We start from the raw sequence: 24,702 nt of genomic DNA, 5'->3' as shown, positions 1-24,702 counted from the left end.
TCCCGGCGGACGCCGTCCATCCGTCATTCCCGCGAAGGCGGAGACCCATCACACCGCGCGACGGTCGCCCAATCGGACCCGGCCCGGGCTCTGCGTGATGGGTCTCGGCTACGCCTCGCCCGGGATGACGGGTGCGCGGGGTGGCGGCGGTGCTCGGGCGGCCCGGCGGCACGATTATGGCCCCCGGCACGGAGGCCGGGGTGACGGGTGCTTTGGTGCGGCGAGGGTATCCGGTTTCGGCGTAATCACCCCCCACCCCGGCCCTCCCCCACAAGGGGGGAGGGGGATTGCCGATCGGGGTCGGGGCGGCTCTGCCCGGGGGCGCCCCCGCCTCTTCAGCGTGCGAGGCCGGGGAAGCGGGGGGCGCGGTCGACGCGGAGCGCGTCGGGCCAGCCGATGAAGGTCTCGACCAGCACGATCGCCGCCGCGAGGAGGATCGCCGCCGTCGCCGCGATCACGAAGGCGCGCGACGGGCGCCGGCGCAGCCAGTGCGCCATGCGGATGAAGCTGAAGAAGAGCTGTTCCATTCCCCAAACGATAGCATGGGAGGTGCGCCATGGGACGACCGGGTGGGCACGATCGCACGAGGACGCGCGCGTGAGGACGAGCGAACGCGGCCGCGCGGCGATCGCGGCGTTCGAGGGGCTGGCGCTCTCCGCCTATCGCTGCCCGGCGGGGCGCTGGACGATCGGCTACGGCCATACCGGAGCGGCGGGGCCGCCGGCGGTCTCGGCCGGCATGCGGGTCACCGCGGCGGAGGCGGAGGCGATCCTCGCCGCCGACCTCGCCCGGTTCGAGGCGCGGGTGACGGCGGCGCTCGGAGCCGTGCCGCAGGCGGTGTTCGACGGGGCGGTGTCGTTCGACTTCAATTGCGGCGCGATCGATCGCGCCTCCTGGGTGAAGGCCTATCGGGCGGGCGACGCGGCCGCCGCCGAGGCGGGGCTGAAGCAATGGGTGAAGGCCGACGGACGCACGCTCGCCGGCCTCGTCCGCCGCCGCGCCGTCGAGGCCGACATGATCTTCCGCGGCCGCTACCCGGCCGACGCCGCAGCGGCGCCGGATGCCGCGCCGGCCGCCGCGGCCGGACCCGCGGATTCGTCCGCTCCGGTCCGGGACGCGACCGCCGCGGGGCTCGCCGCGGCCGGGGCGGGCGCTGCCGTCGCGGGCGGCGGGGGCTCGGCGGGCCTCGTCGCGCTCATCGCCGCCGGGATTCTCGCCGGGCTCGGGCTGGCGCTCGCCTTTCGGCATCGCGCCGCGCTTCTCGCCTGGTTCCGCACGCTCAAGGAGACGCTCTGATGGCTCTTCCGATCGCCGCCGCGGGGCTCGCCCCGCTCCTCGTCGAGCTCGGCGCACCGCTGCTCGCCGGCATCCTCCGCGCGAAGGGCGGGACGGGGGCCGCCCGTGTCGTGGAGGCGGTCGGCGCCGCGCTCGGCACGGGGCCGGCGCCCGACGCGATCGCCGAGCGGATCCGGGCCGCCCCGGACGCCGCCGCCGCGCAGGTGCGCACCCTCGAGACCGACCGCGCCGCGGAATGGGCCGAACTCTTCCGGGCCGTCGCGGCGGCGACCGAGGCGACCGCCGAGACGATGCGCAGCGAGGCGGCATCCGCCTCGCTGCTGCAGCGGATCTGGCGGCCGGTGTTCGGCCTCGTCTACGCCGCCGCCTTCGGGGCGATGGCGCTCGCGCTCGTCGTCAAGATCCTGGCGGGTGCGGTCGAGACGCTCGGCGTGCTCGCCGATGTCGGCGGCCTGCTGCTCGGCTTCTACGGCATGGGCGCTTCCGTGCTCGGGGTCTATGTCTGGCGGCGGACCGACGAGAAGCGGTCGGGAAAGGTGTGAGGCGGCCGCCGCGCAGCGGCCTTCGCTGCGGCATTCAGGGCGCGTTCATGTCGGGCGCGCTAGGGAGGGGCATGCGTATGCGCCTTCTCGCCCCGCTGCTCGTTGCGGCGACCCTGGTGACGAGCGGCCCCGATCTCGCCGGGCCGCCGCGGGTCGTGGCGCAGGAATGCGCCTGGGGCGGCTATGGGCCGGATTGCACCGGCAGCGGCAGACGCCTGCGCGACCGGCTCGAGCGCTTCGGCGGCGAGGCGCCGGCGGACCGGCGCGGCCGCCGCTTCGAGGACCGGCAGGACGGCTTCGGCGGGCGGCAGGAGCGGGGCCGGCCGGACCGCGGCCGGGACTGGGGACAGGACGATCCGGCACCCCAGGGACGCTTCGACCGGCGCGATCGCGGCGGGCGGGACCGGGGCGACGCAGACCCGCCGGCCGAGATGCGGCGGGCGCGGCCCGACCGTCTCGGCGACGGCGACCCGGCGCCGCTGCGCGACCGGCTGCGCGGCCGGGCCGACGATGGTGGCTTCGCCGGGGACGGCTTTGCGGACGATCCGCCGGCGCGGCGGCGCGACACCGCGGCCGACGGCGCCTGCCTGTCGCCGAGCGAGGCGCGGCGCGTGGTGGCGAGCGGCGAGGCGGCCTCGCTCAGCCGGATCCGCGGCAACATCGCCGACATGGTCGGCGGCGAGGTGGTTTCGGCGCAGCTCTGCCAGGGCGGCGGCGGCTATATCTATGTTGTGAACGTGATCGTCGACGGCGGGGCGGTTCAGCGCTATCGGGTGGATGCTCTCTCCGGAGATCTGCTGGGCCGATAGGAGGTCGCCGATGCGCATTCTGGTGGTCGAGGACGATCCGGACCTGAACCGGCAGCTCGTCGCCGCCTTTTCCGAAGCCGGCTATGTCGTCGATGCGGCGACCGACGGCGAGGACGGCCACTTCCTCGGCGAGACCGAGCCCTATGACGCGGTGGTGCTCGACATCGGCCTGCCGTCGATGGACGGCATCAGCGTGCTCGAGGCCTGGCGGCGCGAGGGGCGGGCGATGCCGGTGCTGATCCTCACCGCCCGCGACCGCTGGAGCGACAAGGTCGCCGGCATCGACGCCGGCGCGGACGACTACGTCGCAAAACCCTTCCATATCGAGGAGGTGCTCGCCCGGATCCGCGCGCTGGTGCGCCGCGCCGCCGGGCACGCCACCAACGAGATCGAATGCGGGCCGCTCAGGATCGATACGAAGTCCGGCCGCGTCACGGTCAACGGCAATCCGATCAAGCTCACCTCGCACGAATACAAGGTGCTCGAATATCTGATGCACCACCGCAACCGGGTGATCTCGCGCACCGAGCTGATCGAGCATCTCTACGACCAGGATTTCGACCGCGACTCGAACACGATCGAGGTCTTCGTCGGCCGGCTGCGCAAGAAACTGCCGGGCGAGCTGATCGAGACCGTGCGCGGCCTCGGCTACCGGATCGTCGCGCCGGGGACGCAGCCGGCCGGCAATGCGCCCTAATTCGCTCGCCGCCCGCCTCACCGCCGGGGCGACGCTGTGGACCGCGGTGGCGCTCGTCGTCGCCGGCGTGATCCTCACCTCGCTCTACCGCCAGACCGTCGAGCGGGCCTTCGACGAGCGGCTCGCCGTCTATCTGAAGACGCTCGTCGGCACGCTCGCGCAGCAGGAGCCCGGCCGGCTCGGCGACCCCGGCAATCTCGGCGAACAGCGCTTTGAACTCGTCTATTCCGGCTGGTACTGGCAGGTCGAGCGGGTCGGCGGGCCGGTCGTGCTCGCCTCCGAATCGCTCTTCACCGACACGCTCGACATGACCAGGGCGCAGAACATCGAGCGGAACGAGGGCGTCGTCTCGGCGACGCTCGCCGGGCCGAGCGGCCAGTCGCTGCGGGTGCTCGAGCGGATGATCATCTTCGACGCGCAGAACCGCTTCGAGGTGATCGTCGCCGGCGACGCGGGCGAGCTCGCCGAGGAGATCGCCTCCTTCCGCACGAGCGTCGTGCTGACGCTCGCCGCCTTCGGCGCGGGGCTCATTCTCTCGACCGCCATCCAGGTGCGCTGGGGTCTCAGGCCACTCGACCGGGTGCGGCGCGGCCTCGCGGATCTGCGCAGCGGCAAGGAGCACCATATCGAGGGGCCGTTCCCCGCCGAGATCGAGCCGCTCGCCAAGGAACTCAACGCCCTGCTCGATTCGAACCGCGAGGTGATCGAGCGGGCGCGCACCCATGTCGGCAATCTCGCGCATGCGCTGAAGACGCCGCTCTCGGTGATCACCAACGAGGCGCGCGCCACGTCCGGCCCGCTCGCCCAGAAGGTCGCCGAACAGGCCGAGATCATGCGCATGCAGATCAACCACCATCTCGACCGTGCCCGCATCGCGGCGCGGGCGCAGGTGATCGGCGCGCTGACCGAGGTCGAGCCGGTGATCGCCCGGCTCGGCCGCGCGATGAACCGGATCTATGCCGAGCGCGGCGTCACGGTGACGATCGAGATCGACAAGGGCGTCAAGTTTCGCGGCGAGCAGCAGGATCTCGAGGAGATGGCCGGCAATCTCGTCGACAACGCCTGCAAATGGGCGATGACGACCGTCTCGGTGAAGGCCGCGCTGCTCGGCGCCGAAGGGGATCCGGAGCGGGCGCTGGTCCTGTGGGTCGACGATGACGGGCCGGGGCTGACGTCGGAACAGGCGACCGAGGTGATGCGGCGCGGCAAGCGGCTCGACGAGAGCAAGCCGGGCTCGGGGCTCGGCCTGTCGATCGTCGCCGAACTCGCCCAGCTCTATCGCGGCGGCTTCCGCCTCGACCGCGCCCCGCTCGGCGGCCTGCGCGCGGAACTGAAGCTGCCGGCGGCGTGAAAGGGCGGCGCACCCAACTTCCGCCACGGTCTCTTGGGAAGCGGGGAGGAATGGGGCGGGGTGCCGCCTCGCGGCTTTTGCGAGGGTGACGATGACGGTGAAGGCGTTGGTCGCGGGCGGGTTGGCGGCGATGCTGCTCGCGGGATGTTCGGAGACCGGGCCGCGCCAGAATGTCGGCGCGCTGAGCGGCGCGATTCTCGGCGGCGTGGTCGGCAACCAGTTCGGCTCGGGTTCGGGCCGGGTCGCGGCGACGATCGCCGGCGTTGCGGCCGGTGCCTGGCTCGGCGGCGCGATCGGCCAGCGGCTCGATCAGCAGGCGACCGAGCGGGCGCAGCGGGCGGAATATGACGCGCTCGAATATGGCCGGCCCGGCGCGCCGGTCGAATGGCAGGAGAGCCGCTATCGCGGCGAGATCGTGCCCGGCCAGCGCTACCGCGTGAACGATTACGACTGCCGCGACTATACGCACCGGATCTGGATCGACGGCGAGCCGGAAGTGGCGCGCGGCACCGCCTGCCGCCAGCCGGACGGCACCTGGCGGCCGGTGAGCTGAGGCGGCTGCCGCCGGCTGCGGCCGGCGGCACGGCACGCCCCGACCGGGCATGGAGAGAGCGGGCGCGGCGGGGGGACCCGCCGCGCCCGCTCTTTTCGTTTCCGGGGCCGGATCGCTTCCGCCGATACGAACCGGCCGCGGCCGTCAGGCGGCGAAGTAGCCCGCCGGGACGAGATCGTCGAGGAGGGTCGGGCCGGCCGGCTGCCAGCCGAGCGCGGCTTCCGTCGCCTCCGCCGAGGTCGGGTTGTCCATTGCCGCGAAATGCGCGAACCAGCCGAAATGCGCCTCGACCTCCGCGCCCGCCACCGAGGCGACCGGCAGGCCGAGGCCGCGGCCGATCGCCGCCGCAATGTCGCGGAAGGGGATGCCGGCCTCGCCGACGGCGTGATAGCGGCGGCCGGCCTCGCCCTTTTCGAGCGCCAGCCGGTAGAGCCGCGCCGCATCGAGGCGGTGGACCGCCGGCCAGCGGTTGAGGCCGTCGCCGATATAGGCGGAGACGCCGGTGCGGCGGGCAAGCGCGATCAGCATCGGCACGAAGCCGTGATCGCCCGCGCCGTGCACGGACGGGGCGAGCCGCACCACCATCGCCCGGGCGCCCGCCGCGAGCGCCGCCGCGGCGGCCTCCTCCGAGGCGATGCGCGGCGAGCGCGAGGCGGCGGGATCGGCCTCCGTCGCGAGGCGGCCCGCGGCGGCGAGTGCGCTGCCCGAGGTGACGAGGAGCGGCCGGTCCGAGCCGGCGAGCACGGCGGCGAGCGCGCCGATCACCCGCCGGTCGTTCTCGCAGTTTTCCGCGAAGCGCGAGAAATCGTGGTTGAAGGCGGTGTGGATCACGCCCTCGACCGTTTCCGCTGCCCGGGCGAGGTCTTCCGGGTCGTCGAGCGTGCCGAGACGGGGCGTCGCCCCGGCGGCCCGGACGGCCTCCGCCCCCTCGTCCGAGCGGACGAGGCCGACCACGCTATGGCCCGCCGCGATCAGCTCCCGCACCACCGCCGAGCCGACGAAGCCGCTCGCACCCGTCACCAACACCCGCATCACCGTCATCCTTCGCATCGGGCGGCTTGAGGACCGCCTCGTCGCGACAATAGAGGGCGACGGCATACGATCTATGCGATAGGGTCCGTATTCCTTTCGCGATCGTCCGGGATATGGCGATGGATCCGCTCTCCGACGTGCTCTCCCTCCTGAAGCCGCGCAGCTACATGTTCGGCGGCTTCGACGCCGGCGGCGACTGGTCGTTCGGCTTTCGCCGGCACGACGGCATCAAGTGCTACAGCGTCGCCCATGGCGGCTGCTGGCTCGCGGTCGAGGGCGTCGATGCGCCGGTGCGGCTCGAGGCGGGCGATTGCTTCCTGCTGCCGCGCGGCCGGCCGTTCCGGCTGGCGAGCGATCTCGACCTGCCGCCCGCCGATTATCGCACCATCCTCCCGACCCGGCCGAATGGCGGCCTCGCGCTCGTCAAGGGCGGCGGCGCCTTCACGATCGTCGGCGGCCATTTCACCCTCGAGGGCGAGCACGCCGACCTGCTCCTCGGCATGCTGCCGCCGATCGTCCATCTGCGCGAGGAGGCCGACCGGGCGGCGCTCCGCTTCGCGGTCGAGCGGATGCGGCAGGAACTCTCCGAACCGCGGCCGGGCGGCTACCTGATCGCCCAGCACCTCGCTTACATGCTGCTGATCGAGGCGCTGCGGCGGCATCTGGCGGAGGGGATGAAGGGCGGCGTCGGCTGGCTGTTCGCGCTCGCCGACCGGCCGATGCGGGCGGCGATCGAGGCCGTGCACGCCGATCCGGCGCGGCGCTGGACGCTCGCCGCGCTCGCCGCGCTCGCCGGCATGTCGCGCTCGAGCTTTGCGCTCCGTTTCCGCCAGACCGTCGGCATGGCGCCGATCGACTATCTGACGCGCTGGCGGATGACGCTCGCCGCCGACCGGCTGGTGCGCAGCGGCGAGCCGGTCGGCACGATCGCGCTTTCGCTCGGCTATGAATCGGAGAGCGCCTTCAGCACCGCCTTCAAGCGGGTGACCGGCTGCGCGCCGCGCGCCTATGGCCGGCGCGGCGCGACGGCGATGGAAGAGAAAATCGGGAAGGAAGAGCAGACCCTCACCCCGGCCCTCTCCCGCGGGGCGGGAGAGGGGGTCGCCGATCTTTGCGCTCGTCGGTCGGACGCGTCTTCGGCAGGCGCCTGAGCGCCGCGCCTGCCGCCCCCTCTCCCGCTCGCGAAGTCGGCTGTTGCCGACTTCGCCTTTTCCACGCTCGGCTCGGCAACAGCCGAGCCGAGTGGGAGAGGGCTTCCGGCCTTGGCGTCGCAGGACGCCGCAGGCGGCCGAGACGGTTGGGCCGGAAGGGTGAGGGTGGGTTCTTCTTCATCGGCGAAGGAAGAGAAGACCCTCACCCAACCTCTCCCGCGCGGCGGGAGAGGGGCTCGCCGCGCGTGCGCGAGAGGTGATCTGAGCTGCCGGTCGGGACTCCCTCTCCCGCCCGGCGGGAGAGGGCTTCCGGCCTTGGCGTCGCAGGACGCCGCAGGCGGCCGAGACGCGTAGGCCGGAAGGGTGAGGGTGGGTTCCTGCCTTCGCCGATCCGAGAGAAGACCCTCACCCAACCTCTCCCGCGCGGCGGGAGAGGGGCTCGCCGCTCTCGAGCCCGGGCACCATCAGAAACGCCGCGCCGCCTCCCTCTTCCGTGGAGAAGGAGAGGAAGAAGAGCCGCCCGCGCACGCGCTGCTGGCGAGAGCGTGAACGTCTCGCGACGTTATGTCGGGTGCGGAACGGCGGGCTTGGCGCTAGAAGCGACGGCATGGTGCTTTTCGTTCTGATGGCGGCGATGACGGCGGCGGCGTCGATCGCGCTCCTGATGCCGCTCGCCCGGGCGCCGCGTGGCGTGGTCGGCCGGCTCGCCGCCGAACGGGCGATCTATCGCGACCAGCTCGCCGAGATCGACCGCGAGGTGGCGCGCGGCGTCGTGCCGGCCGCCGAGGCCGAGGCGGCGCGGACCGAGATCGCAAGGCGGCTTCTGAAGACCGACGGCACGGAAGCCGCGGCGCCGGTGCGGCCCGGGCTCGCCCGGCTGGCGCTCGGGCTGGCGCTCATCGGCGTGCCCGCGGTGGCGCTCGCCGCCTATCTGGCGCTCGGCTCGCCCGATATGCCGGACCAGCCGCTCGCGGCACGGCCGGTGCCGAACGATCCGGCGGTGATGCTCGCCCGGGTCGAGCAGCATCTCGCCGAGGATCCGAACGATGCGCGCGGCTGGGAGCTGGTCGGACCGGTCTATCTGCGCATCGGCCGCTATGCGGATGCGGCGCGGGCCTTCGAGAATGCCGGCCGGCTGCTCGGGCCGGATGCCGAGCGCGAGGCGATGCGCGGCGAGGCGCTCTATCATGCGGCGGGCGAGAAGCTCTCGCCCGAAGCGAAGGCCGCCTTCGACGCGGCGCTGGCGCTTGATCCAAAGCAAGACAGGGCGCGCTTCTTTCTGGCACTCGGTCTCGGCGCGGCCGGCGCGCGCGACGATGCGATCGCCGCCTGGAAGGCGCTGATCGCCGACGCGCCGCCCGATGCGGCCTGGCTCGCCCGGGCCCGCGCCGAACTCGCCGCGCTCGAAGGAACCGGAACATGACGCGCAAGGGACGGCGCCTGACGCTGATCGGACTGGCCGGCGTGGTGCTCTGCGCCGCGGTCGGGCTGACGCTCTATGCGCTGTCGGACGGCATCTCCTTCTTCGCCACACCGAGCGAGATCGCGGCCAACCCGCCGCCGCCCGAACGCCGGCTGCGGCTCGGCGGTCTCGTCGAGACCGGCAGCGTCGAGAAGGAGCCCGGCGGGCTGGTGCGCTTCGCGGTGACCGACGGCAAGGCGCGCGTGCCGGTCGCCTTCACCGGCCTGCTGCCGGATCTGTTCCGCGAGGGGCAGGGCGTCGTCGCCGAGGGGCGGGTGGGCGCCGACGGCGTGTTCGCCGCGGACGACGTGCTCGCCAAGCACGACGAGACCTATATGCCGAAGGAGGTCGTCGACGCGCTGAAGGCGAGCGGGGAATGGCGGCCGGAGGCCGGCGCCGCGCCGGTGGCGACGCAATGATCGTCGAACTGGGCCATTTCGCGCTCGCGCTCGCCTTCGCCGTGGCGCTCGTGCAGAGCGTCGTGCCGGTCGTCGGCGCCGTCCGCAACGAGGCACGGCTCGCCGCCATCGGCCGGCCGGCCGCGCTCGCGCAGCTTCTCCTCGTCGCGACGAGTTTCGCGGCGCTGACACAGGCCTATCTCGTCTCCGACTTCTCGGTTCTGAACGTCGTCGAGAACTCGCATTCCTCGAAGCCGCTGATCTTCAAGATCGCCGGCGTCTGGGGCAATCACGAGGGCTCGATGCTGCTCTGGGTGCTGATCCTGGCGCTGTTCGGGGCGCTCGTCGCGCTGTTCGGCCGCAACCTGCCGGACAAGACGCGGGCGCTGGTGATCGGCGTGCAGGGCTGGATCGGCGCGGCCTTTCTCGGCTTCATCCTGTGGACCTCGAACCCGTTCGCGCGGCTGTCGCCGGCGCCCTTCGAGGGCAACGACCTCAACCCGGTCTTGCAGGACATCGGCCTCGCGATCCACCCGCCGCTCCTCTATCTCGGCTATGTCGGCTGCTCGATCGCCTTCTCCTTCGCCGTCGCCGCGCTGATCGAAGGGCGGATCGACGCCGCCTGGGCACGCTTCGTGCGGCCCTGGACCCTCGCCGCCTGGGTGTTCCTGACGCTCGGCATCGCGATGGGCTCCTACTGGGCCTATTACGAGCTCGGCTGGGGCGGCTGGTGGTTCTGGGATCCGGTCGAGAATGCGAGCCTGATGCCCTGGCTCGCCGCGACCGCGCTGATCCACTCCGCCGTCGTGATGGAGAAGCGCGAGGCGCTGAAGATCTGGACGGTGCTGCTCGCCATCCTCGCCTTCTCGCTGTCGCTGCTCGGCACCTTCCTGGTGCGCTCGGGCGTGCTCACCTCGGTGCACGCCTTCGCGAGCGACCCGACGCGCGGCGTCGTCATCCTCGTCATCCTCTGCGTCTTCATCGGCGGGTCGCTGGCGCTCTTCGCGGCCCGCGCCGGGACGCTCTCGGCCGGCGGCATCTTCGCGCCGATCAGCCGCGAGGGGGCCCTCGTCCTCAACAACCTCTTCCTCTCGGCGGCCTGCGCCACCGTCTTCGTCGGCACGCTCTATCCGCTCGCGCTCGAGGCGCTGACGGGCGAGAAGATCTCGGTCGGCGCACCCTTTTTCGACCTGACCTTCGGCCCGCTGATGGTGCCGCTGCTGATCGCCGTGCCGTTCGGGCCGCTGCTCGCCTGGAAGCGCGGCGACCTCTATGCGGCGCTCGAACGGCTCTATGTCGCGCTCGGCGCGGCGATCGCCGTCGTCGTCGTCGGCCTCGCGCTCACCGGTACGGGACGGGTGCTCGCGTTGCTCGGGCTCGGGCTCGGCACCTGGCTGATCGTCGGCGCCCTGTCGGAGACGGCGGCGCGGATCAAGCTCTTCCGCGCGCCGGTGCAGGACAGCCTCGCGCGGCTCAAGGGCCTGCCGCGCGCCGCGCTCGGCACCACGATCGCCCATCTCGGCATCGGCCTCACCGTGCTCGGCATCGTCGCCTCGACGGCCTTCGAGGAGGAGGCGATCGCCGCGGTGAAGCCCGGCGAGACGGTGGCGATCGGCGCCTACCAGCTCACCCTCGACGGCTACCTGCCGCGCTCCGGCGCCAATTTCACCGAGACGGCCGCCCGCTTCAGCGTGCGGCGCGGCGGCACGGTGGTCGCCGTGATGGAGCCGGCGAAGCGGGTCTATACGGTGCGCGCGATGCCGACGACGGAAGCCGCGATCGAGACGTTCGGCCTGACCCAGCTCTACGTCTCGCTCGGCGACGCGGCGACCGACGGCACGATCACCGCCCGTATCCACGTCAAGCCGCTCGTCACGCTGATCTGGCTCGGCGCGCTCGTCATGGCGGCGGGCGGGGTCGCGTCGCTCTCCGACCGGCGGCTGCGGGTCGGGGCGCCGAAGCCGGCGCGGCCGCGCGCCCTCGCGGCGGCGGAATGACGATGCGGGCGCTGTCCGGCCGGCTCCTCGCCCTCCTCTTCGCCGGCCTCGTCGCGCTGCCGGCGTTCGCCGTCGAGCCGGACGAGAAGCTCGCCGATCCCGCCGCGGAGGCGCGGGCGCGCACGCTGTCCGAAGAGCTGCGCTGCCTCGTCTGCCAGAACCAGTCGATCGACGAGAGCGACGCCGCGCTCGCCCGCGACCTGCGCATCCTCTTGCGCGAGCGGATCGCCGCGGGCGACAGCGACGAAGCCGTGCGCGATTTCCTCGTCGACCGCTATGGCGAGTTCATCCTCCTGAAGCCGCGGCTCTCGGCGCACACCGTGCTCCTCTGGGCGACGCCGATCGGCGCGCTCCTGCTCGGCGCGGCGATCGCCTTCGGCGTCATGCGCCGCCGCGGCGCCCCGGCGGCGACCGCTCCGCTCAGCGAAGCGGAGCGCGCCGCGCTCGCCCGGCTCGAGGCGGCGGACGCGCCCGCCGAGCCGCCGACGCGCGCGCGCTGACGGCACCGGCCCGGCATATCGACCGAGCGGCCTTTTCCCCATTCCGGATCCATCGTTCCCGGCGGTCTGCCGCCGGCGTGAAGCCGCTCGCGCAGCCGGTGGGCAGGGCGCATGTCCGGTGCGCCGCCGCACCTCTCGGCCGCGGCTCGATTGGTGCGCTGCGCGCAGCTCATGGCCGTGGCCTGAGTTGCCTACCTCAGAATCCGATGATATCCCATCAGGGCCAGGGAGAGGCCGTGTTGAAGAAGACGACGCTGCAGGACGTCGCCAGGGAGGCCGGGGTCAGCCTCGCGACGGTCGATCGCGTGCTGAACGGGCGCGCCGGCGTGCATGTGCGGACCATCGACCGGGTCCAGGCGGCGATCGAGCGGCTCAATTACCAGCCGGACCGGCTCGCCTCGCGGCTCGCCCGCGCGCGGGACTTCCGCCTGCAGATCCTGCTGCCGCAGGGCTCGAACGAATTCATGAAGGCGCTCGAGGCCGAGATCCGCACGACCGGCGAACGCTTCGTGCAGGAGCGGGTGCGGATCGACGTCGCCCATGTCGACGTGTTCGACGGCGATGCGCTCGCCGGGGCGCTCGAAAGGCTGCCGGACGGGCTCGACGGTGTCGCCGTGGTGGCGCTCGACCATCCGGCGGTGGTCGAGGCGATCAATGCGCTCGCCGATTCCGGCACGCCGGTCGTCACCCTCGTCTCCGACCTGCCGGGCACACGGCGGGCGCATTTCGTCGGCATCGACAATTACGCCGCGGGGCGGACCGCCGGCACGCTGCTCGGCCGGTTTCTCGGCGGGCGGACCGGCAAGGTCGGGCTGATCGCCGGGTCGCTGGCGCTGCGCGATCACATCGAGCGGCAATACGGATTCGAACAGGTGATCGCGCGGGAATATCCGGGCCTCGAAGTCCTGCCGGTGCGCGAGGGGCGGGACGAGAATGCGCGCGTCGAGACGCTCGCCCGGGCGCTCTTGCGCGAGCACGCCGACCTCGTCGGGCTCTATAATGTCGGCGCCGGCAATCCCGGTGTCGTCGCCGCGCTCGAGGCGGCGGGGCGGACGCGCGACGTGGTGTTCGTCGCGCACGAGCTGACCGCCTTCAACCGGCGGCAATTGGTGCGCGGCGTGATCGACGCGGTGGTCGCGCAGGACCCCGGCCATATGGCGCGCAGCGCCGCGCGGGTGCTGCTCGCGCTGCGGGAGGGGGCGCCGATCGTCGCCGGCCAGGAGCGCATCAACATCGACATCTTCGTCCGGGACAACATTCCCTGACCACGACCGACAACAAGCACGGGAGAGAAACATGAAGACCATCAAGGGACCGGCGATCTTCCTCGCCCAGTTCGCCGGCGACGCGGCGCCGTTCAACTCGCTCGACGCGATCTGCGGCTGGGCGGCATCGCTCGGCTATGAGGGCGTCCAGATCCCGTCCTGGGACGGGCGCCTGTTCGACCTCGTCAAGGCCTCGGAATCGCAGGATTATTGCGACGAGGTGAAGGGCATCGCGGCGTCGCACGGCCTCGCCATCACCGAGCTCTCGACCCATCTGCAGGGGCAGCTCGTCGCCGTCCACCCGGCCTATGACGCCGCCTTCGACGGCTTCGCGGCGCCGCAGGTGAAGGGCAATCCGGCGGCCCGGCAGGAATGGGCGGTCGACCAGGTGAAGCGGGCGCTCACCGCCTCGAAGCGGCTCGGGCTCGGCGCCCACGCGACCTTCTCCGGCGCGCTCGCCTGGCCGTTCATCTATCCCTGGCCGCAGCGGCCGGCCGGTCTCGTCGAGGCCGCCTTCGACGAACTGGCGAAGCGCTGGACGCCGATCCTCGACCACGCCGAGGAGAACGGCGTCGACGTCTGCTACGAGATCCATCCGGGCGAGGACCTGCACGACGGCGTCACCTACGAGATGTTCCTCGAGCGGACGGGCAACCACGCGCGGGCGAACCTTCTCTACGATCCCTCGCACTTCGTGCTGCAGCAGCTCGACTATCTCGACTATATCGACATCTATCACGAGCGGATCCGCGCCTTCCACGTCAAGGACGCCGAGTTCAACCCGACCGGGCGGCAGGGCGTCTATGGCGGCTTCCAGTCCTGGGTGAACCGGGCCGGCCGCTTCCGCTCGCTCGGCGACGGCCAGGTCGATTTCGGCGCGATCTTCTCGAAGCTCACCCAGTATGATTACGGCTCCTGGGCCGTGCTCGAATGGGAATGTGCCCTCAAGCATCCGGAAGACGGCGCCCGCGAGGGCGCGGAGTTCATCCGGAGCCACATCATCCGCACCACCGAGCGCGCCTTCGACGATTTCGCCGGCGCCGGCACGGACGACGCGGCGAACCGGAAGATGCTCGGCATCGGCTGAGCCCACGCGGCGAGCCCACGCGGCCCGGTGGAACGGCGGGGCGCAGGGACGACATGGATGCCCGGGCGGTGCCCGGGCACGACGGGGCGGCCGCCGGGGCGCCGAGCGCCCCTTCGACGACGACAGAAACCCGGACGGGAGAAACGACATGGCGATCGAAGCCAGCAAGGAAGAAGCGGGCGGCACGCGCATCCGCTACGGCATGGTCGGCGGCGGGCAGGGGGCGTTCATCGGCGCCGTGCACCGCATCGCGGCGCGCATCGACGACCAGTTCGAACTGGTCGCCGGAGCGCTGTCCTCCGACCCCGCGCGTGCCAAGGCCTCGGCGAAGGAACTCGGCATCGCCGACGACCGCGCCTATGGCTCGTTCGAGGAGATGGCGAAGGCCGAGGCGGCGCGGGAGGACGGCATCGAGGCGGTGGCGATCGTCACGCCCAACCACATGCACGCCCCGGCGGCGAAGGCCTTCCTCGAGGCGGGCATCCATGTGATCTGCGACAAGCCGATCACCACGACCGTGGCCGAGGCCGAGGAGCTCGCCGCGCTGGTCGAGAAGACCGGCAAGGTGTTCGTGCTCACCCACAATTACACCGGCTATCCGATGATCCGGCAGGCGCGCGAGATGGTGGCGCGCGGCGATCTCGGCACGATCCGGCTCGTCCAGGCGGAATATCCGCAGGATTGGCTGACCGAGCCGGCCGAGCGTTCCGGCTCGAAGCAGGCGGAGTGGCGGACCGATCCGAAGCGCTCGGGCGCCGGCGGCTCGATCGGCGACATCGGCACGCACGCCTATAATCTCGCGGCCTTCGTGAGCGGCCTCGAACTCGACGAGGTGCTGGCGCAGCTCACCACCTTCGTGGAGGGCCGGCAGCTCGACGACGACGTGCAGATCCTGACGAAATGGAAGGGCGGCGCGAAGGGCATGCTGTGGGCGAGCCAGGTCGCGGTCGGCAACGAGAACGGCCTCAAGCTGCGCGTCTACGGCACCAAGGGCGGGCTCGAATGGACGCAGGCCGACCCGAACTATCTGTGGTTCACGCCCTTCGGCCAGCCGAAGCAACTGCTGACCCGCGGCGGCGCCGGTGCGCTGCCGGTCGCCGGTCGCGTCACCCGCGTGCCGGGCGGCCATCCGGAGGGCTATCTGGAGGGCTTCGCGACGATCTATGCCGAGGCGGCGCGCGCCATCCGCGCGGCGCGCGTGGGCCGGGCGCCGGATGCCGACGTCGTCTATCCGACGGTCGCCGACGGCGTCGCGGGCATGAAGTTCATCGACGCCTCGGTCCGCTCCTCGCGGGCCGGCAATGTCTGGACCAAGGTCTGACCGGCGCATTCCGCAGCGGTCGGGAGGGGCGCCGCGGCGCCCCTTCTCGCTTCAGAAATCGACCGTGAAGCGGGCTTCGAGGGACTGGCCGAGCGCCGCGCCGTCGAGCTGCAGGCCATAGCCGAGGCTCGCCGCCGCGCGGGCGCCGAGCGCGAGGCGGAGCCGCGCATCGGCGACGAGCGCATCGGCCGCGACCGGCGCGCCGTGCACCGTGAAGGCGCTGCCGCCGCCGGCGAAGGCGAGATCGGCCGCCGCCGCCCGGTCTCCTGCGGCATGGCGCCAGCCGATCATCCCTTCGACCGAGCCGAGCGCGAAATCGGCCGCGGCACGGACGCCGACGGTCGAGAAGAGGAGATCGGCCGAAGAGCGGCCGGACAGCGCCGCCTCGCCGCCTTCCTCCGCGAAGCGGTCGGTCGAGACCGAGACCGCGGCGAGGCCGAGAAAGGGCTCGAAGGCGACCGCGCCGGCCGCGATCGCATAGCCGACCTCGCCGAAGGCCTGGACGCTGTCGGCACCGTAATCCGCCCGCTCCGTCTCGGCGAGGCCGGGGAGGACGATGCGTCGCTCGGTCTCGACGGCATGATGGGCATAGGCCGCGCCGAGCCGGACCGCGACCGGCCCGAGCGCGCCGCCGCCATAGAGGCCGAGCTCGATCGTGTCGGCGGTGCCCGACGCATTCTCGCCCGAGACGTCGAAGCCGGTCCGCCGATAGCCGAGCAGCGCGCCGATGCGCGCCTCGCCGAGCGGCGCGTCGAGACCGGCGACGAAGCCGCCGCCGCGCCGCGACAGGCCGGCGGCATTGCCGTCCGCGGCGAGTTCCCCGAACGCGCCGTCGACCGAACCCCAGACCGCGAGCCCTTGCGGCGGCAGGGTGCGCGCCGCGCGCAGCCGTTCCGTCGCCGCGGCGCGGAGCCGCGCGCCATCCTCGGCGAGCATCGCCGCGACCGAGCCGTGCACGGCGCCGGAGAGATCGTCGAAGGCCGTGCGGGCCGTGGCCTCGTCGGCGAGATTGAGGATCGCGGTATGGAGCGCGCCGCCAACGGGCAGCGTGTCGGCGGCGGTCGCGACGGCGATCTGGTTGCGCGTGCGGGCCGCCGAGACGAAGGCACGATCCTGCACCACGTCGAGCGTGACGGCGCTGCCGTCCGAATCGAGATCGAGCGCCAGAAAGGCGGTGAGCCGCGGGTCGGCAAGGGTGAAGGTGCCGGTGACACCGCCCGTCGCGGTGAGGATCGCGAAGCTGTCGCCGGCCATGAAGCCGCCCGGCGTGTCGAGCACCATTTCGAGCAGGCTGCCATCGGCGAGGGTGACGAGGCCGCCGACATCGAGCGCCGTCATGCCGCCTTCCGAGGCGACGACGCGATAGGTGGCGCCGGTTTCGAAGGTGACGTCGCCGAGGATCGCGTCGCCGCCGGCGCTCGTGCCGCCGAGCGTGCCGCCGGCCTCGACCGGCGCGTCGCCGCCGAGCGTGCCCTCGAGGAGGAGGGTGGCGCCGGCGACCGTCGTCGTGCCGGTGAAGCCGGAATTGTCGGCGGACAGGAGGGTGGTGCCGCCCTCGGCGCGGATCGTGCCGCCGCCGCTGATCGCCACGTCGAAGGCATAGAGGTCCTCGGCATGGTTGAAGACGAGCGTGCCGTCGCCCGCGCCGAAGACGAGCGCATCGGCTGCGAGGCTGCCGGCGGAGAGGGCGGTCGCGCCCGAGAGGCCGCCGATCGCCAGTGTGCCCGATGAGCCGGCTTCCGCCGCGAGGGTGAGCGTGCCGCCGACCGCCACCGTGGCGCCACCGTCGACCTGCAGCGCACCGTCCCCGGCGACGCCGATCGTCGCCGCGCCCGAGACGGCGAGCGCCGAACCGCCGCCGGTCACCCGCACCGTGCCGGCGCCGGCCGCATCGGCGCCGGCTGCGAGCGTCGCGAGCGAAGCGGTGCCCCCGGCCGCGACCGTGAAGGTGCCGGTACCGGCGCCGCCGACGGTCAGCGTGCCGGTGCTCGCCAATGTCGAGCCGCCGCCGGAGACGACGACGCTGCCCACGCCCGTCGCGGCGGCGCCGAGGACGACATCGGCGGTCTCCGCCGCGCCGCCGGCCGTGATCGAAATCGTGCCCGTGCCGGCATCGCCGACGGTCAGCGTGCCGGTGCTCGTCACGGTCGAGCCGCCACCGGTCACCGTCAGCGTGCCCGAGCCGCCGGCATCGAGGCCGAGCGTCGCGTCCGTGAGCGTCGCCACACCGGCCGAGGCGACCGTGACGCTGCCCGTGCCGGCGGCACCGATGGTGGTGGGGCCGGTTGCCGTGAAGGTCGAGCCGCCGCCGGAGACGGAGAGGGAGCCTTCCGCCCCCGCCGCCTCGCCGAGGACGGTCGTCGCGACATCGGCGTCCGCGCCGGCGGTGATCTCGAAGCGGCCCGTGCCGTTGCGGCCGATGGTGAGCGTGCCGCTGCTGATCCAGGACGAGCCGCCGCGATCGACCGAGACGGCGCCGCTGCCGGTCGAAGCCTCGCCGATCACCACGTCGGCGAGGCCGGCGGATGCGCCCTCGGCGACGGCGAGCGTGGCGGTGCCGGCGGCTCCGACCGTCGTCGTGCCGGTCGCGGTGAGCGTCGAGCCGCCGCCGGTCACCGTCGCGGCGCCCTCCGAGCCGAGTGCGTCGGCGAGCGTCATCGCGAACGGGGCGGCCGCGCCGCCCGACTCGATCACGACGCTGCCGCTGCCGCCCGCGCCGACCGTCAGTGTGCCGGTCGAGGTCCACACCGTGCCGCCGCCCGAGACGGTGACCATGCCGCGCGCGCCGGCTTGCGCGCCGAGCACGGTGTCGGCGGTGTCGAGCGTCGCGCCTTCGCCGACCGCGACCGTGCCGCTGCCCGCGTCGCCGGCGGTGAGCGTGCCGCTGTTCGTCCAGTTGGTGCCGCCGCCGCGCAGATAGACGGTCCCCGCGACGCCGGCCGTCTGGCCGAGAATGGCCGTCGCGGTGTCGACCGTCGCCGAGGTGAGGATCGAGAGGCTCGCATCGGCGATGCCGCCGACGAGCAGCGTGCCGTAGGCGACCGTGCCGGTGTCGATGCGCGCATCCGTGCCGTCGATCGTGCGGTCGGCCGCGGCCGCGGCGAGCGCGCTCGATGCGAGCAGCGCGGCGGCGAGCGGAGAGCGGCGGAACGGACCCGCGAGGGCGGGCCGGGCCGGCCGGCGCGGGGCGATCGGTCTCAGCGGGAGCATGCCCGAGAGTTAAGCCCGGCATGGTTAACGGACGCTGAAACCGCCCCGGCGGCGCCTTATCTCGCAAGCGCGATGTTTAGTGAAAATCCTGCCGCAATGCAGCATAAAACACTGAAGAATCCTTGTTGCGCTGTTTAGCGAAACGCGATCTACTAAACACAATCACTAAACAGACGCCGGACGAGCCGGCGCGTCCGATCAGACGAACTGACACGCCATGACGCCGGAGGAGGGTGGGCATGGCCGCGCCGCCTTTTTCCGCGGGCGCGATCGGTTGGGCATGCCGTGCCGCGGGGCGGGGCTCCGGGCAGTTGAGGGAGGGATATCGATGAAGAAGCTGTTCGCGCTTTTCGGCGCGCTCGGTGTCGCGGCGACGATGGGGCTCGGCTCCGGCACCGCGGCGAAGGCGAGCGAGCTGACGCTCTGCTGGGCCGCCTGGGACCCGGCCAATGCGCTGGTCGAGCTGTCGAAGGATTTCACGGCGCAGACCGGCATCGGCATGAAGTTCGAATTCGTGCCCTGGACCAATTACGCCGACCGCTTCCTCAACGAGCTCAACTCGAAGGGCAAGCTCTGCGACCTGATCATCGGCGACAGCCAGTGGATCGGCGGCTCGGCCGAGAACGGCCATTACGTCAAGCTCAACGATTTCTTCGACAAGGAAGGAATCAAGATGAGCGACTTCGTCGACGCGACGGTGGTCGGCTATTCCGAATGGCCGAAGAACACGCCGAACTACTGGGCGCTGCCGGCGATGGGCGATGTCGTCGGTTGGACCTACCGCAAGGACTGGTTCTCGCGGCCCGAGCTGCAGAAGGAATTCAAGGAGAAATACGGCTGGGATCTCGACGCCCCCAAGACCTTCGACCAGCTGAAGCAGGTCGCCGAGTTCTTCCAGAACCGGGACATCGACGGCAAGAAGGTCTATGGCGCCTCGATCTATACCGAGCGCGGCTCGGAAGGCATCACCATGGGCGTGATGGACGTCCTTTATTCGTTCGGCTTCAAATACGAGAACCCGGACAAGCCGTACGAGATGGAAGGCTTCGTCAATTCCGAGAAGTCCGTGAAGGGTCTCGAATTCTACAAGGCGCTCTATGACTGCTGCACGCCGCCGGGCGCGTCGAACAGCTATATGGGCGAGGGCGTCGATGCCTTCAAATCCGGTCAGGTGGCGATGCACATGAACTTCGCCTTCACCTGGCCCGGCCTGCAGAAGGACGAGGCGGTCGGCGGCGACAAGGTCGGCTTCTTCGCCAATCCGGCCGGTCCGGACGGCGAGCAGTTCGCCCAGCTCGGCGGTCAGGGCATCTCGGTCGTCTCCTATTCCGACAAGCAGGAAGACGCGCTCAAATATATCAAGTGGTTCGCCAACCCCGACGTGCAGAAGAAGTGGTGGTCGCTCGGCGGCTTCTCCTGCCTGAAGGCGGTGGTCGAGGATCCGGCCTTCCCGGCGAGCCAGCCCTACGCCAAGACCTTCCTCGAATCGATGGCGATCGTGAAGGATTTCTGGGCCGAGCCGAGCTACGCCTCGCTGCTGCAGGCCTCGCAGAAGCGCTTCCACGACTATGTCGTCGCCGGCCAGGGCACGGCCAAGGAGGCGCTCGACGGCCTCGTCGCCGACTGGACCGAAGTGTTCGAGGACGACGGCAAGCTCTGAGCCGTCCCGTCACCCATGCCGCCCCGCGCCCCTGTTCCGGCGCGGGGCGGGCTCCCCGACAACGCCATGAGACGGCCCGTCTGCGGCCGGCGGAAGATCAGTCGTGACCGAGACATCCTCGACGCTCCTCGACCGGGCGACCGAAGCCGCGGCGCGGCGGACGCCGGACGGCATCGCCAAGCGGGTGCGCGGCCTCTCCGACCGGATGGTCGCCTGGCTGTTCATCGCGCCGACCATTCTGCTCCTGCTCGCCATCAACATCTTCCCGCTGATCTGGGCGATCCAGCTCTCTTTCACCAATTACCGCGCCAACCGGCCGAACGAGCCGATCAAGAATATCGGCCTCAGCAATTATTCCCGCATTCTCAACGATGCCGATACCTGGATCGCCATGCAGGCGACGGCCCATTTCGTCTTCTGGACGATCGTGCTGCAGACGGTGATCGGCTTCACGCTCGCTTATCTGATCGACCGCAAGTTCCGCGGGCACGCTTTCTGGACGACGATCATCCTCGTGCCGATGATGCTCTCCCCGGCGGTGGTCGGCAATTTCTGGCGCTTCCTCTACGAGCCGCAGATCGGCCTGTTCGCCTACATCGTGTCCTTCGTCACCGGTCTTCCGACGACCGACATCCAGATGCTGTCGAACGTCTCGCTCGCGCCCTGGTCGATCATCATCGTCGATACCTGGATGTGGACGCCCTATGTGATGCTGATCTGTCTCGCCGGGCTGCGCTCCATTCCCGACTACATCTATGAGGCGGCCGAGGTCGACCGCGCCTCCAACTGGCGCCAGTTCTGGTCGATCACCCTGCCGATGGCGCTGCCCTTCATCATGCTCGCGGTGTTGTTCCGCGGCATCGAGAACTTCAAGATGTTCGACATGGTCAATCTGTTGACCGGCGGCGGACCGGGCTCGACCACCGAGGTCGCCTCGATCACCCTGAAGCGCGAAGCCTTCGAGAAATGGCGGACCGGCTATTCCTCCGCCTTCGCGATCATCCTGTTCGTCGCGGTGTTCGGCCTCGCCAACATCTACGTCAAGGTCCTCAACCGGGTGAAGAGCCGATGAGCGCAGCCGCCCATTCGGTCGTCGTGCCGAGCACCACCGCCAAGCGGGTCGCCGCGACGCTCGTCATCGTCTACGCGCTGATCTCGATGATCCCGCTCCTGTGGATCTTCGCGACGAGCTTCAAGACGCCGCCGGACTCGATCGCCTATCCGCCGAAGATCGTCTTCACCCCGTCGATCGAGGGCTATTGCAATCTGTTCACGACGCGGACGCGGCAGACGCGCGAATACATCGACGCGCTGCCGGCGCCGACCGGCTTCTGCGACGAGACCACCCGCAAGCGCAACATGGTCATCGCCGGCCCGTCGAACTTCCTGCCGCGCTTCGTGAACTCGCTCGTCATCGCCTTCGGCTCGACCTTCTGCGCGGTGTTCCTCGGCACGCTCGCGGCCTATGGCTTCTCGCGCTTCCGGGTGCCGCTCGCCGACGACCTCCTGTTCTTCATCCTGTCGACCCGGATGATGCCGCCGATCGCCGTCGCGATCCCGATCTATCTGATGTATCGCGAGCTCGGCCTCTCCGACACCGCGCTCGGCATGATCCTTCTCTATACCGCGGTGAACGTCTCGCTCGCCGTCTGGCTCTTGAAGGGGTTCATCGACGAGATTCCGCGCGAATACGAAGAGGCGGCGATGATCGACGGCTATACGCGGCTGCAGGCCTTCCGCAAGGTGGTGCTGCCGCAGGCGACGACCGGCATCGCGGCGACGGCGATCTTCTGCCTGATCTTCGCCTGGAACGAATATGCCTTCGCGGCGCTGCTGACCTCCGGCACCGCGCAGACCGCGCCGCCCTTCATCCCGACCATCATCGGCGAGGGCGGACAGGACTGGCCGGCGGTGGCGGCCGGGACGACGATCTTCCTCGTGCCGATCCTCGTCTTCACCATCCTCCTGCGCAAGCAGCTCTTGCGCGGCATCACCTTCGGAGCGGTGCGGAAATGAGCGCCACCGACACGACGGCAAAGGCGCGCAAGGGCCGCAAGCGCGCCTCCAACTGGCCGCTCCTCCTGCGGCGCGGCCGGCTCGAGAACCTCGCGACGGCGGTGATCGGCATCGGCTTCCTGATGCTCTTCCAGCCCTTCGCGCTGCCGCTCTACACCTGGTCGTTCCTGACCATGCTCGCCGGCACGGCGATGTTCATCATCGTCTCGAAATTCCCGGAGTAGGCGATGGCCGAGATCAGGGTGCAGAACCTCCAGAAGGCGTTCGGGGCCTTCGTGGCGGTCAAGAACTCCAACTTCGTCGTCGAGGACGGCGAGTTCTTCGTGATGCTCGGGCCGTCCGGCTGCGGCAAGACGACGACGCTGCGGATGATCGCCGGGCTCGAACTGCCGACCAGCGGCCAGATCCTGCTCGGCGGCGAGGACGTCGCCTTCCGCCGGGCGCGCGAGCGCGACATCGCCTTCGTGTTCCAGCTCTTCGCGCTCTATCCGCACATGAACGTGCGCAAGAACATGGGCTTCCCGCTGCTCGCCCAGGGCATGCCGAAGGCCGAGATCCGCGCCCGCGTCGAGGAGACGGCGCGGCTCCTGCGCATCGACCATCTGCTCGACCGCAGCGTCTCCGGCCTCGCCGGCGGCGACCGCCAGCGCGTCGCGCTCGGCCGGGCGATCGTGCGGCGGCCGAAATGCTTCCTGATGGACGAGCCGCTCGGCACGCTCGACGCGGAATTCCGCGATCTGATGGTGAACGAGCTGCGCGAGCTGCACAACCGCATCCACGCCACCACGGTCTACGTCACCCACGACCAGCACGAGGCGATGGCGATGGCCGACAAGATCGCCGTGATGAACCACGGCGTGATCGAGCAGTTCGGCACGCCGCGCGACATCTACGACCATCCGGCGACGATGTTCGTCGCCGATTTCATCGGCTCGCCGCCGATGAACTTCCTCGCCTTCGAAGGCACGCTCGCGCCGGGCGACCGCAGCGTCACGGTCCAGGGGGCGCCGGTCGCGGTGCCGGAACTGCGCGAGGGCGCGACGGGCGGCCATGTGCTCGGCGCACGGCCGGAGCATGTCCGGTTCGATGACGCCTCGCGCCTGCGCGGCGCGGTCTACGGCACGGAATATCTCGGCACGCAGCAGATCGTCACGGTCGAGACCGCGGGCGGCATGGTGAAGGCCCGCATCCCGGCCGATGTCCGCATTTCGACCGGCGAGACGGTGGGCCTCGCCTTCGACGCGGCGCGGCTGTCGCTGTTCGAGGCGGCGGGCGGCCGGGCGCTCGCCACCGCGGCGCGCGAGATCGCGGCACGGGAGGCGGGGCATGGCTGAGGTTTCTCTGCGCGGCGTTTCGAAGAGCTTCGGCGACACCGAGGCGGTCTCCGAGCTGTCGCTCGACATCGCCGACGGCGAGTTCGTCGTGCTGCTCGGGCCGACCGGGGCCGGCAAGACGACGACGCTGCGGCTGATCGCCGGGCTCGAGCGGCCGGAGGCCGGCTCGATCCTGATCGGCGGGCGGGACGTGACGCGGGTCGAGCCGGCTTCGCGCGACACCGCCTTCGTGTTCCAGCAATATTCGCTCTATCCGCATCTGACCGTGTTCGAGAACCTCGCCTTTCCGCTCCGCTCGCCGGCGCGGCGGATGAGCGAGGCGGCGGTGAAGGCGCGCGTCGCCGAAGTGGCGAAGCTCGTGCGCATCGACCACAAGCTCGAGAACAGGGCGACGCGGCTGTCGGGCGGCGAGATGCAGCGCGTCGCGATCGGCCGGGCGCTGGTGCGCCGGCCGGCGATCTATCTGATGGACGAGCCGCTCTCCTCGCTCGACGCCAAGCTGCGCGCCGATCTGCGGCTCGAACTGAAGCGCATCCAGGCCGAACTCGGCTCGACCATGCTCTATGTCACGCACGACCAGATCGAGGCGATGACGATGGCGGACCGGATCGGCATCCTGTCGGAGGGGCGCCTCGTCCAGATCGGCACGCCGCGCGAGATCTATACGGCGCCGGCCAATCTCCACGTCGCCGCCCGGCTCGGCCGCCCGGCGATCAACCTCCTGCCGGTCGGGCTGCTGCCCGACGCCGCCGCGCCGGCCGGCGCGGCAACGATCGGCGCCCGCACCGAGCACATCGCGATCGGCAAGGTGAACGGTGCGGTGGCGAGCGGCGCGGCGAACGGGCGGGTCGAGTGGATCGAGCATCTCGGCGACCAGAACCACCTGCACGTCGCGGTCGCCGGCCACAAGCTCGTCACCCTCGTCGACGCCGCGACGGAGCTGCGGCCCGGCGACGGGGTTTCACTTCAGCTTAAGAATCCGCTCTATTTCGATGCGGCCGGCGCGCGGCTGTGAGGGAGA

General features: G+C 71.2%; 23 protein-coding genes. 20 read left to right on the top strand and 3 right to left on the bottom strand.

The features are described from left to right. Positions 1-335: 335 nt before the first annotated feature. The gene (locus tag GGQ63_RS16925) at positions 336-527 is read right to left on the bottom strand and encodes a hypothetical protein (protein ID WP_183857784.1); all 192 of its coding nucleotides are present in this window, start codon (positions 525-527) and stop codon (positions 336-338) included. A 70-nt stretch (positions 528-597) separates the two neighbouring features. On the opposite strand from GGQ63_RS16925, the gene GGQ63_RS16920 reads away from it, so the two are divergent. The 6 genes from GGQ63_RS16920 to GGQ63_RS16895 all read left to right on the top strand — a co-directional run bounded on the left by GGQ63_RS16920 (position 598) and on the right by GGQ63_RS16895 (position 5,248). Then, positions 598-1,296, top strand: a complete 699-nt coding sequence (locus GGQ63_RS16920; protein ID WP_183857783.1) for a glycoside hydrolase family protein — start codon at positions 598-600, stop codon at positions 1,294-1,296. Beyond that, entirely contained in the window at positions 1,296-1,838 is a 543-nt protein-coding gene (locus GGQ63_RS16915) for a 3TM-type holin (RefSeq protein WP_183857782.1), read from the top strand. The genes GGQ63_RS16920 and GGQ63_RS16915 overlap by 1 nt, the downstream gene beginning before the upstream one ends. 71 nt (positions 1,839-1,909) lie before the next feature. Further along, positions 1,910-2,647 carry a PepSY domain-containing protein gene (locus GGQ63_RS21860; protein ID WP_210308551.1) on the top strand — a complete coding sequence of 246 codons (738 nt, stop codon included), beginning with the start codon at positions 1,910-1,912 and terminating at the stop codon, positions 2,645-2,647. 10 nt (positions 2,648-2,657) lie between these two features. Continuing rightward, positions 2,658-3,344 (top strand): response regulator transcription factor, encoded by a 687-nt coding sequence (locus tag GGQ63_RS16905; RefSeq protein ID WP_183857781.1) that lies wholly within the window; start codon positions 2,658-2,660, stop codon positions 3,342-3,344. Then, positions 3,334-4,695 (top strand): ATP-binding protein, encoded by a 1,362-nt coding sequence (locus GGQ63_RS16900; RefSeq protein ID WP_183857780.1) that lies wholly within the window; start codon positions 3,334-3,336, stop codon positions 4,693-4,695. Before GGQ63_RS16905 ends, GGQ63_RS16900 begins: the two co-directional genes overlap by 11 nt. Positions 4,696-4,786: 91 nt before the next feature. After that, on the top strand, positions 4,787-5,248 hold the full coding sequence (locus tag GGQ63_RS16895; RefSeq protein ID WP_183857779.1) for a glycine zipper 2TM domain-containing protein: 462 nt from the start codon (positions 4,787-4,789) through the stop codon (positions 5,246-5,248). Between the two features lie 144 nt (positions 5,249-5,392). On the opposite strand, the gene GGQ63_RS16890 is transcribed toward GGQ63_RS16895, so the two are convergent. Continuing rightward, on the bottom strand, positions 5,393-6,280 hold the full coding sequence (locus GGQ63_RS16890) for an SDR family oxidoreductase (RefSeq protein ID WP_183857778.1): 888 nt from the start codon (positions 6,278-6,280) through the stop codon (positions 5,393-5,395). Between the two features lie 119 nt (positions 6,281-6,399). Here GGQ63_RS16890 and GGQ63_RS16885 point away from each other — a divergent pair, with 119 nt between their 5' ends. From GGQ63_RS16885 to GGQ63_RS16850, 8 genes are all read left to right on the top strand, one after another. Beyond that, positions 6,400-7,431, top strand: a complete 1,032-nt coding sequence (locus GGQ63_RS16885) for an AraC family transcriptional regulator (RefSeq protein WP_183857777.1) — start codon at positions 6,400-6,402, stop codon at positions 7,429-7,431. Between the two features lie 607 nt (positions 7,432-8,038). Continuing rightward, positions 8,039-8,854, top strand: a complete 816-nt coding sequence (gene ccmI, locus GGQ63_RS16880) for a c-type cytochrome biogenesis protein CcmI (RefSeq protein WP_183857776.1) — start codon at positions 8,039-8,041, stop codon at positions 8,852-8,854. Beyond that, positions 8,851-9,312 carry a cytochrome c maturation protein CcmE gene (gene ccmE, locus GGQ63_RS16875; protein WP_183857775.1) on the top strand — a complete coding sequence of 154 codons (462 nt, stop codon included), beginning with the start codon at positions 8,851-8,853 and terminating at the stop codon, positions 9,310-9,312. The genes ccmI and ccmE overlap by 4 nt, the downstream gene beginning before the upstream one ends. After that, positions 9,309-11,288, top strand: coding sequence for a heme lyase CcmF/NrfE family subunit (locus tag GGQ63_RS16870; protein WP_183857774.1), 1,980 nt, complete (start codon positions 9,309-9,311; stop codon positions 11,286-11,288). Before ccmE ends, GGQ63_RS16870 begins: the two co-directional genes overlap by 4 nt. Then, on the top strand, positions 11,285-11,788 hold the full coding sequence (locus GGQ63_RS16865; protein WP_210308550.1) for a cytochrome c-type biogenesis protein: 504 nt from the start codon (positions 11,285-11,287) through the stop codon (positions 11,786-11,788). The genes GGQ63_RS16870 and GGQ63_RS16865 overlap by 4 nt, the downstream gene beginning before the upstream one ends. 239 nt (positions 11,789-12,027) lie before the next feature. Continuing rightward, on the top strand, positions 12,028-13,053 hold the full coding sequence (locus GGQ63_RS16860; RefSeq protein ID WP_425502087.1) for a LacI family DNA-binding transcriptional regulator: 1,026 nt from the start codon (positions 12,028-12,030) through the stop codon (positions 13,051-13,053). Between the two features lie 31 nt (positions 13,054-13,084). Further along, positions 13,085-14,140 (top strand): sugar phosphate isomerase/epimerase family protein, encoded by a 1,056-nt coding sequence (locus GGQ63_RS16855; RefSeq protein ID WP_183857771.1) that lies wholly within the window; start codon positions 13,085-13,087, stop codon positions 14,138-14,140. Between the two features lie 148 nt (positions 14,141-14,288). Then, positions 14,289-15,461, top strand: coding sequence for a Gfo/Idh/MocA family protein (locus tag GGQ63_RS16850; protein ID WP_183857770.1), 1,173 nt, complete (start codon positions 14,289-14,291; stop codon positions 15,459-15,461). Between the two features lie 51 nt (positions 15,462-15,512). Here GGQ63_RS16850 and GGQ63_RS16845 read toward each other — a convergent pair whose 3' ends face one another. Next, positions 15,513-18,671 (bottom strand): autotransporter outer membrane beta-barrel domain-containing protein, encoded by a 3,159-nt coding sequence (locus tag GGQ63_RS16845; protein ID WP_183857769.1) that lies wholly within the window; start codon positions 18,669-18,671, stop codon positions 15,513-15,515. Positions 18,672-19,047: 376 nt separating this feature from the next. Between GGQ63_RS16845 and GGQ63_RS16840 the strand changes: the two genes are divergently transcribed. The 6 genes from GGQ63_RS16840 (at position 19,048) to GGQ63_RS16815 (ending at position 24,696) form a co-directional block, all read left to right on the top strand. After that, positions 19,048-20,331 (top strand): ABC transporter substrate-binding protein, encoded by a 1,284-nt coding sequence (locus GGQ63_RS16840; RefSeq protein ID WP_246429841.1) that lies wholly within the window; start codon positions 19,048-19,050, stop codon positions 20,329-20,331. 103 nt (positions 20,332-20,434) lie between these two features. Beyond that, complete coding sequence (locus GGQ63_RS16835) at positions 20,435-21,403, top strand: ABC transporter permease subunit (RefSeq protein WP_183857767.1); 969 nt, start codon at positions 20,435-20,437, stop codon at positions 21,401-21,403. Continuing rightward, positions 21,400-22,347, top strand: a complete 948-nt coding sequence (locus tag GGQ63_RS16830) for a carbohydrate ABC transporter permease (RefSeq protein ID WP_183857766.1) — start codon at positions 21,400-21,402, stop codon at positions 22,345-22,347. Before GGQ63_RS16835 ends, GGQ63_RS16830 begins: the two co-directional genes overlap by 4 nt. Beyond that, positions 22,344-22,571 carry a hypothetical protein gene (locus tag GGQ63_RS16825; RefSeq protein WP_183857797.1) on the top strand — a complete coding sequence of 76 codons (228 nt, stop codon included), beginning with the start codon at positions 22,344-22,346 and terminating at the stop codon, positions 22,569-22,571. The genes GGQ63_RS16830 and GGQ63_RS16825 overlap by 4 nt, the downstream gene beginning before the upstream one ends. A gap of 3 nt (positions 22,572-22,574) precedes the next feature. Further along, positions 22,575-23,681, top strand: a complete 1,107-nt coding sequence (locus GGQ63_RS16820) for an ABC transporter ATP-binding protein (protein WP_183857765.1) — start codon at positions 22,575-22,577, stop codon at positions 23,679-23,681. Next, positions 23,674-24,696 (top strand): ABC transporter ATP-binding protein, encoded by a 1,023-nt coding sequence (locus tag GGQ63_RS16815; protein WP_183857764.1) that lies wholly within the window; start codon positions 23,674-23,676, stop codon positions 24,694-24,696. Before GGQ63_RS16820 ends, GGQ63_RS16815 begins: the two co-directional genes overlap by 8 nt. The last annotated feature ends 6 nt before the right edge of the window (positions 24,697-24,702 follow it).

Origin of the sequence: Prosthecomicrobium pneumaticum (assembly GCF_014199915.1) — a bacterium.
Taxonomy (GTDB): Bacteria; Pseudomonadota; Alphaproteobacteria; order Rhizobiales; family Kaistiaceae; genus Prosthecomicrobium; species Prosthecomicrobium pneumaticum.
The sequence above is the reverse complement of the archived record's forward strand: the minus strand, read 5'-3'. Positions and strand labels throughout refer to the sequence as shown.

Excerpts from the sequence above, each read along its gene's own strand:
- GGQ63_RS16905 (WP_183857781.1), top strand. The coding sequence starts at position 2,658 with ATGCGCATTCTGGTGGTCGAGGACGATCCGGACCTGAACCGGCAGCTC.
- GGQ63_RS16820 (WP_183857765.1), top strand. The coding sequence starts at position 22,575 with ATGGCCGAGATCAGGGTGCAGAACCTCCAGAAGGCGTTCGGGGCCTTC.
- GGQ63_RS16850 (WP_183857770.1), top strand. The coding sequence starts at position 14,289 with ATGGCGATCGAAGCCAGCAAGGAAGAAGCGGGCGGCACGCGCATCCGC.
- GGQ63_RS16895 (WP_183857779.1), top strand. The coding sequence starts at position 4,787 with ATGACGGTGAAGGCGTTGGTCGCGGGCGGGTTGGCGGCGATGCTGCTC.
- GGQ63_RS16865 (WP_210308550.1), top strand. The coding sequence starts at position 11,285 with ATGACGATGCGGGCGCTGTCCGGCCGGCTCCTCGCCCTCCTCTTCGCC.
- GGQ63_RS16855 (WP_183857771.1), top strand. The coding sequence starts at position 13,085 with ATGAAGACCATCAAGGGACCGGCGATCTTCCTCGCCCAGTTCGCCGGC.
- GGQ63_RS21860 (WP_210308551.1), top strand. The coding sequence starts at position 1,910 with ATGCGTATGCGCCTTCTCGCCCCGCTGCTCGTTGCGGCGACCCTGGTG.
- GGQ63_RS16825 (WP_183857797.1), top strand. The coding sequence starts at position 22,344 with ATGAGCGCCACCGACACGACGGCAAAGGCGCGCAAGGGCCGCAAGCGC.
- GGQ63_RS16815 (WP_183857764.1), top strand. The coding sequence starts at position 23,674 with ATGGCTGAGGTTTCTCTGCGCGGCGTTTCGAAGAGCTTCGGCGACACC.
- ccmE (WP_183857775.1), top strand. The coding sequence starts at position 8,851 with ATGACGCGCAAGGGACGGCGCCTGACGCTGATCGGACTGGCCGGCGTG.
- GGQ63_RS16885 (WP_183857777.1), top strand. The coding sequence starts at position 6,400 with ATGGATCCGCTCTCCGACGTGCTCTCCCTCCTGAAGCCGCGCAGCTAC.
- GGQ63_RS16845 (WP_183857769.1), bottom strand. The coding sequence starts at position 18,671 with ATGCTCCCGCTGAGACCGATCGCCCCGCGCCGGCCGGCCCGGCCCGCC.
- GGQ63_RS16870 (WP_183857774.1), top strand. The coding sequence starts at position 9,309 with ATGATCGTCGAACTGGGCCATTTCGCGCTCGCGCTCGCCTTCGCCGTG.
- GGQ63_RS16890 (WP_183857778.1), bottom strand. The coding sequence starts at position 6,280 with ATGCGGGTGTTGGTGACGGGTGCGAGCGGCTTCGTCGGCTCGGCGGTG.
- GGQ63_RS16830 (WP_183857766.1), top strand. The coding sequence starts at position 21,400 with ATGAGCGCAGCCGCCCATTCGGTCGTCGTGCCGAGCACCACCGCCAAG.
- GGQ63_RS16915 (WP_183857782.1), top strand. The coding sequence starts at position 1,296 with ATGGCTCTTCCGATCGCCGCCGCGGGGCTCGCCCCGCTCCTCGTCGAG.
- ccmI (WP_183857776.1), top strand. The coding sequence starts at position 8,039 with ATGGTGCTTTTCGTTCTGATGGCGGCGATGACGGCGGCGGCGTCGATC.
- GGQ63_RS16840 (WP_246429841.1), top strand. The coding sequence starts at position 19,048 with ATGGGGCTCGGCTCCGGCACCGCGGCGAAGGCGAGCGAGCTGACGCTC.
- GGQ63_RS16925 (WP_183857784.1), bottom strand. The coding sequence starts at position 527 with ATGGAACAGCTCTTCTTCAGCTTCATCCGCATGGCGCACTGGCTGCGC.
- GGQ63_RS16900 (WP_183857780.1), top strand. The coding sequence starts at position 3,334 with ATGCGCCCTAATTCGCTCGCCGCCCGCCTCACCGCCGGGGCGACGCTG.